Source organism: Paenibacillus sp. J31P316 (assembly GCF_056269105.1).
Window position 1 is genome coordinate 311048 of sequence record NZ_JBWDNI010000003.1, and the last position, 13070, is coordinate 324117.

The window sequence follows — 13070 nt, forward strand, 5'->3', positions numbered from 1 at the left end:
CGACATGAGTTTCCTATCCACGATTCTAACTTCCGCCGGATCGGCAGCCCCTGCCGTGCATCGCACGACGGACTCGCTGATCCGCCTGCAGGATGTCGGCAAGACGTATCCGAACGGCACGGTCGCCGTGCAGCATGCGAACCTAACGGCGGGCGAAGGCGAGTTTCTCTGTTTCGTCGGTCCATCCGGCTGCGGCAAATCGACGATCTTCAATATGATCGCCGGCTTGACGGGCCAAACGAGCGGCCAGCTCGACGTGCTCGGCACGACGCCGAAGGAGGCGCGGAGGCAGAGCGAGATCGCGTTCGTGTTCCAGGAGCACACGCTGCTCCCTTGGTCGAAGCTGATCGACAACGTGACGCTGCCGCTCAAGCTGCGCGGCGTGCCCAAGAAGGAGCGCATCGCGGAAGGCGAGCGCGTGCTGGAGCTGGTCGGCTTGAAGGATTATCTCAAGGTGCTGCCCCGCGAGCTGTCCGGCGGGATGAAGATGCGCGTCTCCATCGCGCGGGCGCTCATCTCCCGGCCGAAGCTGCTGCTCATGGACGAACCTTTCGGCGCGCTCGACGAGATCACCCGCCAAACGCTGCAAGACGAACTGCTGAAGATCTGGCAGCAGGACAAGAACATGACCGTGCTGTTCATTACGCACAACGTGTTCGAAGCTGTTTTCCTCTCGACGCGGGTCGTCGTCATGACGCCGCGGCCGGGCAAAATCTCCGACGTGATCGACATCCCGGCGCCTTATCCTCGCGATCATGATTTCCGTTCGTCGCCGGAATTTGGCGAGTACGTGCGGCATGTGTCGCACCAGTTGAAGCATTAAATGCATGGCGGAAAAGCGTGACCTGCGGTCGGGATGGGTCTCCAATCGCTGTTGTAGTCGGATATGTTGATCTTATAGGACATTTAAAGGTTTATATCCGACTACAAAGGCGACCACTTCGTTTTTCCGACTCCATACCGACCTCCGGTCACCTCCGCCAAAACATTACGATTCAACAAATAAAGCAAATCAGAAAAGAGGGATGCCGATGCATCGTCTAGGCAATCGCAAACGGGCATGGCGCGTGTCCCGTGAGCATGTGGATTTGAGCGGGGGCGCAGCGGCGCGGGCCGCGAATGCAAGTGCAGGCGCAGGCACCTCCCCGGCGGAGGGAGAGGCAGAAGCCGCCTCCGCCATCTCGTTCGCGGCACAGCCGCAGCGCTTGACGCTTGATCTTGAACGGACGGCGATCATCGTCGTCGATATGCAGAACGACTTTTGCAGCCCCGGCGGCTGGCTGGATTCCATCGGCGTTGATACGGCTCCTTTGCTGTCGCCGGTTAATCCGCTTAACCGTCTGCTGCCGGCGCTTCGCGCGGCCGAGGTTCCGGTCGTTTGGCTCAATTGGGGTAATCGGCTGGATCGGCTGAATCTCAGCCCTTCGGTGCTGCACGTGTACAATCCGGACGGCGCCAGCGTCGGCATCGGCGATCCTTTGCCGGGGAACGGCTCGGCTGTTCTTGAGAAAGGCAGCTGGGGCGCGGCGCTCGTGGATGTGCTCGTGCCGGAGGAAGACGACATTCACGTGGACAAATATCGGATGAGCGGATTTTGGGATACGCCGCTCGACAGCATTTTACGGAACATGGACATAACGACGCTGCTCTTCGCGGGGGTCAATCTGGATCAATGCGTGATGCATACGCTGCAGGACGCGGGCTGTCTAGGCTACGACGTCATTCTATTGTCGGACTGCTGCGCGACCAGCTCGCCGGATTACTGCGCGCAGGGCGCGATCTATAATATCAAGCAATGCTACGGCTTCGTTGCGGAGTCGGCCGATGTGCTTGGCGCATTGGCAGCCAATTACGGGAAGGTGGAGCTACGATGAGCATACCAGGATTGATTGCAGGCCACTACGCGGATTGTCCGGTTCGGAAAATATCGCCGCGCGACTCCAATAAATTCGTGCTGCTGTGCGACGGCACGCAGGCGCCGTTCGTCTCCGTCGTGGAGATTTTCGACGAGGGCGGCAAGACGCCGCCGAACGAGCATTCGGCAGCGGTGGAATATTTCTACGTATTGGCGGGGGAAGGCTCGGCGGTGGTCGGCGATCAAGAGCTGCCGATTCGCCAGGGATCGTTCTTCATCGTACCTCCCGGGAATAACCACGAGGTGCGCAATACGGGACGGGGCCGTCTGTATGTGCTGACGACGATGGTGCCGGACGAGGCTTTCTCCGATCTGATTAAAGCAGGACCCGAGGCATCGCTGGACGATGCGGACCTGGCAGTGTTGAACGGTATTTTACAGCCGCGCTAGATCGCGGCAACGGACGGACGGATGGAGGAATCGGACATGGTCGATCAATGGCGCGCTTACGTGAAAGAGGATTTTACGATCGAACCGTCCGGTACGGGCTTGCTGCAAGGACGCAAGTTCGCGGTCAAGGACGTGTTCGGTCTCGCGGGCTGGACGAATACGGCCGGCAATCCCGATTGGCATCGCACGCACGGTCCTTCCGCCGTCAACGCCCCCGCCGTGGATCTGCTGCTGGGCCAAGGCGCCGAGCTGCGGGGCATCGCGCACACCGACGAACTGATGTTCAGCTTGAACGGCGAGAACCATCACTTCGGTACGCCGGTCAACCCGCGCGCGCAGGATCGCATTCCCGGCGGCTCGTCCAGCGGCTCGGCCGTCGCCGCGGCTTCGGGCGCGGTGGATTTCGGACTTGGCACGGACACCGGCGGGTCTGTTCGAATTCCCTCCGCTTACTGCGGTCTATACGGTATCCGGACGACGCACGGTGCCATTCCGATGGACGGCATCATCCCGCTCTCCGCGAGCTTCGATACGGTCGGCTGGATGGCTGCCGACAGCCGGACGCTGCTGGACGTGGGCGTCGCGCTGCTTGGACAGAAAGAGACGGGCAGGGACGGCGAGGAAGAACAGCCGGGAACGCACGGCGGCTTCGACCGCCTGCTGTTCGCCGAAGACGCATGGCGCATGACTGACGATGTCTGCGGGAAGACGGTCATGGCTTGGCTATCCCGAGCAGGAGTCGCGGGGAACGAGAGTGCCGATTGGACCACGGTCGCGGCTGAAGGTCTCGATGCTTGGTTCGAGACGTTCCGGACGATTCAAGGCTACGAGATCTGGCAAGAGCACGGGGAATGGATCGATCGGGAGCAGCCGCAGTTCGGCCCCGGTATCGCGGAACGCTTCGCCTGGTCGTCGACGCTGGAACGCGGCGATTTCGAGCGGGCACAGCATAATCGGCAGCATATCCGCGCCGCTCTGCAGCGCTTGCTCGGACGCGACCGGCTGCTGGTCGTCCCGACGATGCCGGGCATCGCGCCGAAGATCGGCACGACCGGCGAAGCTCTCGAGCAGCTGCGGAAGCGGACGATGCAGCTGTCGTGCATCGCGGGCCTTAGCGGCTTCCCGCAAGTCACGGTGCCAGCCGGAACCGTCGACGGCGCGCCTGTCGCGGTCTCTTTTATCGCCGGCGCCGGCATGGATGTTCCGCTGCTGCGGTGGGTCGACCGGTTGGTCTCGGCTATGGCTGGGCCAGTTGGGCAGTCCGGGCAGTCCGGGCAGGTGACGGCGATGCATGCTTTACCGCTGAAGGAAGCGGCTCCGAATGCGGCACGAATAGGTCTCTCGGCAAGCACGGCAGCTGCAGCCGGTTCGGCAAGCGCGGCAGGCGCGACGGGCCCGACGGGCGATGCCCGCATACACAACTAAACGGATAAGGATGAGCGCTATGTTCTTACGATACGAAGGAACCGCATGGGAGACGCGTTTTCTGCCGCGGCTGACCAGCAAGCAAGTGAAGGAACTGCCCAAGGAAGACGCGCTTGTCATCCTGCCTATCGGAGCGGTAGAGCAGCACGGCGCGCATCTGCCCGTGCTGACCGATACGCTGATCGGCGAAGCGACGCTGACCGCCGCGCTGGAGAAGCTGAGCGCGGACGCGCAGGTATGGCTGCTGCCGCCGGTGCCGTACGGCAAGAGCAACGAGCATTTGGGCTTGCCCGGCACGATATCGCTTTCGGCCGCGACGCTTCAAGGGGTCATCCTCGATATTGCCGAGAGCCTGAAGCTGAGCGGCTTCGACCGGCTGCTGCTGTTCAATACGCACGGCGGCAACACGGATTTGCTGAACATGGTCGCGCGGGAGATTCGGATTCGCAGCGGCATGACGGTGTTCTATCTCAGCCCGAGCAGCCTTGGCGGGGCCGAGGACGTGATCGCGCCGGAAGAGCTGGAATACGGGATTCACGGTGGCGACTACGAGACGTCGATTGTGAAAGCGATCAAGCCGGACTGGGTGCAGGATCAATTCGCGGTCAAGGAAATACCGGAAATGGCCGGCTACGAGTTTCTAACCATGGAAGGCAAGATCCGCTTCGCCTGGCGAATGGCGGATATCTCGGCCAGCGGCATCGCCGGGGACGCGACGATCGCAACCGCGGAGAAAGGCGCCATCATCATGGAGCGGGTAGCCGGCATCCTCGCCAAGGCGCTGCAGGAACTGTGCACGTTCAAGCTATCGGATCTCGATCGAAAACGGGTCGAAGCATGAGACGCGGAGGCGCAGGGAACCCAAGGCAGCGAGGAGTGAACGGCCTATGAAACTGGCATCCATCAAAATAGACGGAATCGAAAAGGCAGCCATCGTGACGGCGGAAGGTTACGTGCTGCTGGAAATGCTGAACGCCGTGACCGGCTCCGCATGGAGCGAGACGATCGCGGGCCTGCTTGGCAACGAAGAGGTGGACGGCTTGAATGCCTGGTACCGCGAAGGCGGGTCGGAGGAAGCGGCGAAGCTCGAAGCCGTTCCGTTCGGGGGAGCAATCTGCGCGCCGCTGCTGCGGAATCCGCCGAAAATATGGGGCATCGGAGCCAACTATACGGAGAAAGCGGCGGAGATGGCGGTGACGCCTCCCGACGGCGAGCCGATCTGCTTCATGAAGCCGACGACGACGCTGATCGGTCCCGGCGAGGCCATCGTCCTCCCGAAGGGCGAGCACCGGGTTACGGCGGAAGCAGAGATCGGCATCGTCATCGGCAAGACGTGCAAGCATGTATCCGAGGCGGATGCAATGAGCGTCATCGCGGGCTTCACGCCGACGCTCGACATGACCGCTCAAGACATTCATGCGCGGAATCCGCGTTTTCTCGGCCGGTCGAAGTGCTTCGATACGTTTTTCAGCTTCGGCCCCCATCTCGTCACGCCCGACGAGTGCCCCGATCCCGCGCAATGGACCGTCGAAACGGTTCTGAACGGCGAGTCGGCTTACCGGACGGACGTGACGCGCATGATTTATTCGATTCCTTATATCGTCTCGTACTTCTCCGGGATGATGACGCTGCAGCCGGGAGATGTCATTATGACCGGCACGCCGGGCTCCGTTCCGCTGCAGCCGGGCGATGTTGCCGAGTGCAGGCTGGGCGGCTTCGCGCCGCTGGTCAATCCGGTCGCGGCGGAGTAGCGGCTGGCTGAACAGGACGCGGATGATGCCGGAACGTTGGGATGGACTCTTGTTATACGAGGAAGAAGCAGAGATAGAGGTAACGAAGAGGAGGCGGGAGCGATATGGAAACTCTTGCATGGAAGGCTGATATGCTGAAGTCGCTCGGCGAGCTCGTGCTGACGGACGACGACTCCGTCGAGAAGCTGTCGAAGGACTATTACTGGTACTCGCCCGTGTTGGATAAACGGCTCAAAGACAAGAAGGCCGATGTCATTATCGCCCCGAAAACCGAGCAGGACGTCGCGGCCGCGTTGGCGCTCGCTTATCAGCTGCGTATCCCGGTCACGGCGCGCGGCGCCGGAACGGGCAATTACGGGCAGGCGGTTCCGCTCGACGGCGGCATCGTCCTCGACTTAAGCGGCCTGGACCAAATCGTCGAGTTCGGAGACGGCTATGTCCGCGCCCAAAGCGGCGTCCGTCTCGGCGTGCTGGATAAGACGGCGCGCGAGCAGGGACAGGAGCTGCGCATCTACCCCAGCACTTACGTGAAGGCGACGGTCGGCGGCTTCGTCAGCGGCGGCTCGGGAGGCATCGGCTCCATCACGTGGGGTAACCTGTGGGACGGCAACGTGCTGGAAGCGGTCGTCTATACGCTGGAGGAAACGCCGCGCAGGCTCGTCATCAAGGGCGACGAACTGTACGATTACATCCACAATTACGGCACGACCGGCATCATGACGGAGGTTACCGTCCCGCTGGCGCCTCGCAATGAGTGGACGCAATGCGTCTTTCAGTTCGCCTCGTTCGAGGACGCGGTGCAGTACGGAGAAGCGCTCGCCCGCGACGGTGCCGTTCCGAAGCGGCTCATCAGCCCGATGGAATGGCCCTTGCCCTCGTTTTTCAAGCCGCTCGCCAAATCGCTTGCGCCGGCCCAAGCCGCCGTGCTGACCGAGATCGCGGAGCATGCGGTCGACATCGCGGCGAAGCTGGCCGAATCGCACGGCGGCAAGCTCGGTCACGTCATCGCGGCGCCGCAGTATCGCAAGACGATCGGCGTCTCCGACTTTACGTGGAACCATACGACGCTCTGGGCGATCAAGTCCGATCCGTCGTGGACGTATCTGCAGGCGGGCTTCTCGCCGGAACGTTACTTGGAGCAGCTTCGGGACATCAAATCCGCCTATGGCGACGAGGTGCTGTTCCACTTCGAATGGGTGCTGAGCGGCGGATCGCTCGTGCCGACGGCGCTGCCGGTCGTGCGCTTCTCGACGGAGGAACGGCTGTACGAGATCATCGCCTTCTTCAAATCCGTCGGCGTCGCCATCTTCGATCCGCATACGTGGATGCTGGAAGACGGCGGACGCGGCTCGATCGGACGCATGCGCAGCCGGAAGCTGGCCAATGATCCGCTCGGTTTGCTCAATCCCGGCAAGCTGTAGCGCGATAAGCCTTGCCCGTGGAAGCTTGCTCATGAGAGGCCTCATATGAGTGCCTGTCCAATAACCGTCCACTTGATGAAAATCACGCACAAAAGCCCAGCCGCGCATAAGCGAGAGCTGGGCTTCAAAATGCAGAGAAACCGCGGTATTCAAAAGCGAGTTTCTCTTTTTCGTTTCCGTTTCCGTTTCCGGTAAACTCCATGACTTCGTAGGGCGGATTACCACTCCGAAGTCCTCCAGCTGGAAAGCATGGCCATCAAGCCAAGTTTGCGTTCCCGGGGAAGAAATAAGTGCAAATATGCATTTATTTCCGGCTAATCGATCGAATCTAGAACAGTAGCTGCAATGATGCACTTCATTATAGTGTCTGAGCGCTTATGAGCTTGTTTTGCAGAAATAAGTGCAGATACGCACTTATTTCATCGATAGCACGCGGAAGCGCGGGAATAAGTGCAGATATGCACTTATTCCGCTCGCAGAATGCAAATACGCAGAGACATCTACATATGTTTTATAGCATTTCTCGCATAGGGGAAATTGCTCGTAAAAGCTGCCACGGGGCAATGGCCGCACAGCTTCACAAGCGGTTCTGCCTGCGGTACTCAGAAGGCCTCGCGCCTTCCGTGTCGTGGAAAACCCGGCTAAGATAAGAGCCGCTGTCATAGCCGCACAGTCCGGCGATATGATCGAGGGTGTAATTCGTATGAATCAGCAGCTGCTTGGCTCTGTTCAGCCTGAGCGCGTTGACATGCTGCTGCGGCGTGATGCCGTAAGCGGATTTGAACCGCTTGGTCATGACGGTCCGGTTCATATTCGAGGCGGCGGCCAGGTCCTGCAGCCTGGCATTTTCGAAAGCGCAGGCCTCGATCTCCCGACGGATCGCCTGAATTGCGGAATCGGGCGGCGCAGCGGTCTCCTGCATCCGGTTCTCCAGTTCTTCCTGCAGCTGCAGCCATAGCTCGTTCAGGCCATGACACAGCCGAAGCGCCGACATGCTGTCGCGCTTGTCCGCAACCGCGGCGATGCGGCGCAAATTGGCATAGTGGCGGGCGGTGTCCCGGATGGCATGGCGAAACGGATCGCCGGATCCGTTCATGCGCGGCTGCAACAGCGAGGCCTCTTCGGACGACAGCCGCACGCCCGCATAATGCAGCGTCAACGGAGCCAGTGCTTCGCGCCCGACGTCGATGCCTGGCGGGCAGACGATGACGTCGCCGGGTACGGCGGTCCCTTCGATACCGGCGATCCGGTAGTGGAAATGCCCGTGGGTGAGCGCGAACAGCAGCCAATGCTCGTCATCCCGCCCGGTCGGCAGGACGAAGCGAGGTTTGTTGACCGAATAATGATAAAAGCCGATTTGCAGCGGATATTCCATCGTTTCGAGCTCCGATCCGGTCCGAAGAAGACCTTTAGTTCATAAGCAGGGGGCCGAGTCCGTTTGGCGGAGTCAGGGCAATTAGCTTCAGTATAGCATGCAGGCCGTCCGGCCAAAGGATTGAATGGAACAAAAGTGCATGGAATCGTATTTTTTCTGCATCGTGATCAGGTTTTGCTGCATGTATAATAGGCGCAAACGTACAGGAGGCGATGGAATGAATTCGGATCGTCGTTATGAAATCATTGTATACGGAGCAACGCCGGGAGGCATAGGATCGGCAATCGCGGCCGCGCGCAGAGGCAGAAGAACGCTGCTGCTCGAGGCTTCGCCCTACATCGGCGGCATGATGACGAGCGGTCTGGGCCGTACGGACATCGAGTGGTTCGAAGCTTCGGGCGCGATTTACCGCGAGTTCGCAGGCCGCGTAGAGACGCATTACGAACAAACGTATGGAATCGCTTCCGCCGAAGTGGCCGCCTGCAACCGCGGCATGTTTTTCGAACCGTCGATCGCGCGAGCGACGCTGGAGGACATGATGGATAAGGAAAGGCTGCTTACTGTCGTTCGCCGTGCGGAGTTGCTGGCTGCGGTCACGTCCGAGAGCCGCCTGACCGAGGTGCGGATCCAGGTTGAGGACGGCAGCTGGACGGGGGAGCACACACTGACGGCAGACGTGTTCGTCGACGGTACATACGAAGGGGATCTTGCCGCGAAGGCGGGCGTGCCGTTCGAGGTCGGGAGAGAATCGCGCGACGAATGGAACGAGGAATACGCCGGCGTGCTCTACATGAATTTCGACCCTTCCAAGGAAGTGTTTCCAGGAAGCACTGGCGAAGGAGACGATCGCGTCCAGGCGTACAATTATCGGCTGTGCCTGACCGATGTGCCGGAGAACCGCGCGCCCGTCCGCAAGCCGGATAGCTACAATCGCGAGGAATATGCAAGCTTGAGCGTCGATGCGGCGGAAGGCCGGATCCGATCGATTCGCGACGTGCTTAATATTTTGCCTGTTCCCGGCGGGAAAACGGATACGAATAACCATCATTACTGCATGTGTTCAAGCGATCTGCCGGAGGAAAACGGAACCTATCTGGAAGGCGGACGCGAGGAGCGCCAACGGGTCAGAGACCGTCATCGTCACTATTACCAAGGGCTGCTCTGGTTCCTTCAGCATGACGAGTCGCTTCCGGAGGCTTTCCGGGAGGACGCGCTGCGCTGGGGTTACGCGGCGGACGAGTTCACGGATACGGACAACTTTCCTCCGCAGCTGTACGTACGGGAAGGCAGACGCATTCTCGGCGAGTATCGGTTTACGGAGAACGACGCTCGTCTGGCCCCGGGCTTCGGCCGGACGCCGATTCATGCGGACAGCGTCGCGGTCGGCGCCTACGCGATCGATTCCCATGCGACGCGCAAGCGCGAAGCGGCCGGACAAAACGTTGCGCTCGAGGGCTTCCTCGGTCTGGGCTGGCTGACGGAGGTGTACCAAATTCCGTACGGCGTCATGCTTCCGCTTGCTGTCGAAGGGCTCATCGTGCCGGTTGCGGTATCGTCGACCCATATGGGGCTTGGCACGATCCGCATGGAGCCGTGCTGGATGCAGCTCGGCTTCGCCGCAGGGGTGGCTGCGGATCTGGCGATCGGAAGCGGCAGGACGCCGCGCGATATCTCCATCGATGCACTTCAGGACGAGCTGCTGGCGGCCGATCAGTTAATCGGGTTCTACCGCGATATCGATGCTTCCGTCCTGACGGGCAAAGCCATTCAGTACTTTGGCGCCAAAGGCGCATTCCGCTCGTACGAAGCCCATCCTGATGCGCCCGTCACGGTGGAGCAGGCCTCGGCGCTGCTCGCGCTGGCCCGGCTGCTGCCCGGCGGCGTTCGTTTCCCGGCGCTGCCGGCTTCCGGAAGCATTCTGCCGGCGGGCGCGGATATGGGGCCGCGCCTGCCGAAGGAGGAACCGTCGCCGGCAGAGTACTGGCGAAGCCATCCGACCCTAACGCAGGAGCAGGCTCGCCGCTGGCAGCAGGCGGCAGGCAGCGCTCTGTCCGCCGGAACGCCGGCGGCAAGCGACGCGTTCCGCGCTGCGAGCGCCGGAGCGGAGGCAGAGAAGTCCGATGCCAAGGCAGCCGTTACGGTCGGGGCATGGTGCGAGCTTTTGTATGGACTGCTGCTTGAGAGCAGGCACGTTTAGCGTCGGATTACAAAGGGAACGAAAGCAAATGGAATCGATAAAAGGGATGGAGCAGATGCCAGCTTCATCCCTTTTTATGTCCGTCGCTCGTTGATTTCTCCAGCGAACAATCCCTCCGGATTTTAAAGAAGCGAAACAATCGTCTGCAAAATTGCGTCTTATAGTAGGCTAAACAATGCACTGCTGCAAATCCCGCATAAGTTGGAGACCGATATTTCGAATGGATTTCGACTTGTCTCAATTATAGGTATAATGGGTAATGAGCTGAGCTAAATTTAATAAAGCGGGATATTTTGGCTATATTGTGGCTGTTCCTTGACCAGGCAGGAACGAGCAGGCGGATCTAGAAATACATGAAGTTGACTGCCCGAGGGACGTGCAGTCGGCCGTCAATTACATATCGGTTCAAAGGAGTGCTGGCATGAAAGCGCAAGACGAATCCAAAAACAAGGCCAAATCCCGCAACGCGTTTACGCTGCGGTTGAATATATTTTTCGGTGCAACGTTTCTCCTCTTCAGCATTCTGATCGTGAGGCTTGCGATCTTGCAGTTCGTCGACGGACCTTCGCTGCAGGAAGAGTTCGACGACAACAGCACGAGGTCAGTCAAAATCCCGCCGATTCGCGGCAATATTTTGGACTCTACCGGCGCTCCGCTGGCGTACTCGACATCGACGCAATCGCTGTATTTGACGATCCAGCCGCCGTTCAAGGATAAGGATGCGGACGCGCTCGCGCAGCGGCTGTTCGATATTTTCAACCAACTCGGCACGAAGGCGCAGAAGCCGCTGACGGTCAAAGAAATCAAGAAGCGCATGGACCTCGGCCATGTGCAAAATACGTATTCCGTCCCAAGACGGCTCAAAGTCGGTTTATCCAAGGATGAAATCGCCTACTTCTCCGAGAACCGCGAAGCGTTCCCGGGCATCGACATCGTCGAGGAGAGCGTCCGCAATTACGATCAGGACGACGTCGCGGTCCAACTGGTCGGCTACCTCAAGAAATTCCGCGGCGTGCGGGAATCGATGAACAAATACGAGAATATGGCGGAAGTGGAAGACCCTAAACTGCAATATCTGGACGATGAGGATGTCGGCATAGACGGATTAGAATACATGTACCAGGACGTGCTCCGCGGCAAGAACGGCCTGAAGGAATTTCCCGTCAACGCGCAGGAGACGATTATCGGCCCGCCGACCACGACGGTGCCGATCAAAGGGGACAATCTCTACCTAACGATCGATAAGCGCGTGCAGATGCTGACGCAGCAGGCGATCACGGACCATCTGGATTTCATGAAGCATGCGACATCCGGCTACTGGAAGGACGGCGCGGACGCCACCACCGGCTATGCGGTCGCGATGGAAGTGAATACGGGGAAGGTCGTGGCCATGGCCAGCATGCCGGATTACGATCCCGACGTTTGGTCGGGCGGCTCCATCAGCCCGGAAGATTATGCCGCCACGAGCTTGTTCCAGGCCAATGGCACGATCCGGCAGTCGTACCCGCCTTACGCGGACGAGAAGGAGCGCAATCGCCATCCGTCTTCCATGGTTCCGCTAGGCTCCACGCAGAAGCCGCTCACCGTGTTGATCGGGTTGAATGAGAAGCTGTTCACGACGCATACGGTTTATAACGATAGAGGCGTATTCGGATTCGGCAAATCGGGCCATGAAGTATTTATCCATGACTCGCAGAATCATGCGTACGGCCAGATCGATCCCGCCTCGGCGATCGCGCATTCGTCCAATACGTTCATGGCCGAAATGGTCGGCAATCCGCTCTATAAGAAGTACGGCAACAAAGGCGTCGATATCTGGGACAGCTACGTGAAGCAGTTCGGCCTTGGGGTTTCCACCGGAAGCGGTCTTCTAGGCGAAAGCAAAGGCGTTATCGACTACTATCACGAAGCCGAGAGCGCGAGCGCGCAGTCGGCGCTTATCCGGGCATCGTTCGGCCAGCAAGCCAAGTATACGACGCTGCAGCTGGCGCAGTACGCGGCGATGCTGGGGAACCAAGGCAAACGCATGCAGCCGCAGTTCGTCAACAAAATCGTCGATCAGGACGGCAAGGTCGTGCAAGGCTTTACGCCGAAGGTGCTGAACACCGTTTCCTTTCCGCAGGATTTCTGGGATGAAATCTATGATGGCATGAGCAAGGTTTCCGTGCAGGGCTTCGAGGGCTTTAAATACAATTTCCTGCGTAAAACCGGTACGTCCGAGCAGGATGTCGGCGACCGGAAGAAGGTCGAGAACTCCGTGTTTATCGCGCTCGCACCCGCGGAGCACCCGGTTCTCGCCGTGGCGGTCGTCGTTCCTGACGGCGGCTTCGGTTCCTACGGCGCAGCTCCGATCGCGCGCAAGATCTTCGACGCGTACGACGAGTACGTCGGACTTGACGGCACGCCGCATCCGCCGGCGACAGGAACCGGAACTACAGGAACTACAACAGGCACGGGAGCTGGAACCGGGCATTAAACGGTTGATATACGGAATAGGCAAGAACCTTGGAGCAAGCAGCTTCGAGGTTCTTTTGCGTTACGGGGGAGGTTTGCGAAATAACCATTTACATCGCTGCTTTGACTTGGTACGATTAGC

Annotated in this window: 10 protein-coding genes; 9 read left to right on the forward strand and 1 reads right to left on the reverse strand. The window is 59.7% G+C overall.

The features are described 5' to 3' along the window. The first annotated feature begins 4 nt into the window (after positions 1-4). The 7 genes from AC0YNU_RS12515 (at position 5) to AC0YNU_RS12545 (ending at position 6902) form a co-directional block, all read left to right on the forward strand. Positions 5-823, forward strand: coding sequence for an ABC transporter ATP-binding protein (locus AC0YNU_RS12515; RefSeq protein ID WP_475756811.1), 819 nt, complete (start codon positions 5-7; stop codon positions 821-823). A gap of 208 nt (positions 824-1031) precedes the next feature. Next, positions 1032-1874, forward strand: coding sequence for a cysteine hydrolase family protein (locus AC0YNU_RS12520; RefSeq protein ID WP_475756813.1), 843 nt, complete (start codon positions 1032-1034; stop codon positions 1872-1874). Next, entirely contained in the window at positions 1871-2305 is a 435-nt protein-coding gene (locus AC0YNU_RS12525; RefSeq protein ID WP_475756815.1) for a cupin domain-containing protein, read from the forward strand. Before AC0YNU_RS12520 ends, AC0YNU_RS12525 begins: the two co-directional genes overlap by 4 nt. A 36-nt stretch (positions 2306-2341) precedes the next feature. Beyond that, the gene (locus AC0YNU_RS12530; RefSeq protein WP_475756818.1) at positions 2342-3730 is read left to right on the forward strand and encodes an amidase; all 1389 of its coding nucleotides are present in this window, start codon (positions 2342-2344) and stop codon (positions 3728-3730) included. Positions 3731-3749: 19 nt separating this feature from the next. After that, complete coding sequence (locus AC0YNU_RS12535) at positions 3750-4571, forward strand: creatininase family protein (protein WP_475756821.1); 822 nt, start codon at positions 3750-3752, stop codon at positions 4569-4571. 46 nt (positions 4572-4617) lie between these two features. After that, positions 4618-5481 (forward strand): fumarylacetoacetate hydrolase family protein, encoded by an 864-nt coding sequence (locus AC0YNU_RS12540; RefSeq protein ID WP_475756823.1) that lies wholly within the window; start codon positions 4618-4620, stop codon positions 5479-5481. Between the two features lie 104 nt (positions 5482-5585). Beyond that, positions 5586-6902, forward strand: a complete 1317-nt coding sequence (locus AC0YNU_RS12545; protein WP_475756825.1) for an FAD-binding oxidoreductase — start codon at positions 5586-5588, stop codon at positions 6900-6902. A gap of 577 nt (positions 6903-7479) precedes the next feature. Here AC0YNU_RS12545 and AC0YNU_RS12550 read toward each other — a convergent pair. Further along, the gene (locus AC0YNU_RS12550; protein ID WP_475756827.1) at positions 7480-8277 is read right to left on the reverse strand and encodes a helix-turn-helix transcriptional regulator; all 798 of its coding nucleotides are present in this window, start codon (positions 8275-8277) and stop codon (positions 7480-7482) included. A 217-nt stretch (positions 8278-8494) separates the two neighbouring features. Here AC0YNU_RS12550 and AC0YNU_RS12555 point away from each other — a divergent pair, with 217 nt between their 5' ends. Both AC0YNU_RS12555 and AC0YNU_RS12560 read left to right on the forward strand, forming a co-directional pair. Continuing rightward, positions 8495-10474 carry an FAD-dependent oxidoreductase gene (locus tag AC0YNU_RS12555; protein ID WP_475756829.1) on the forward strand — a complete coding sequence of 660 codons (1980 nt, stop codon included), beginning with the start codon at positions 8495-8497 and terminating at the stop codon, positions 10472-10474. Positions 10475-10895: 421 nt separating this feature from the next. Then, on the forward strand, positions 10896-12950 hold the full coding sequence (locus AC0YNU_RS12560) for a peptidoglycan D,D-transpeptidase FtsI family protein (protein WP_475756831.1): 2055 nt from the start codon (positions 10896-10898) through the stop codon (positions 12948-12950). Positions 12951-13070: the final 120 nt, after the last annotated feature.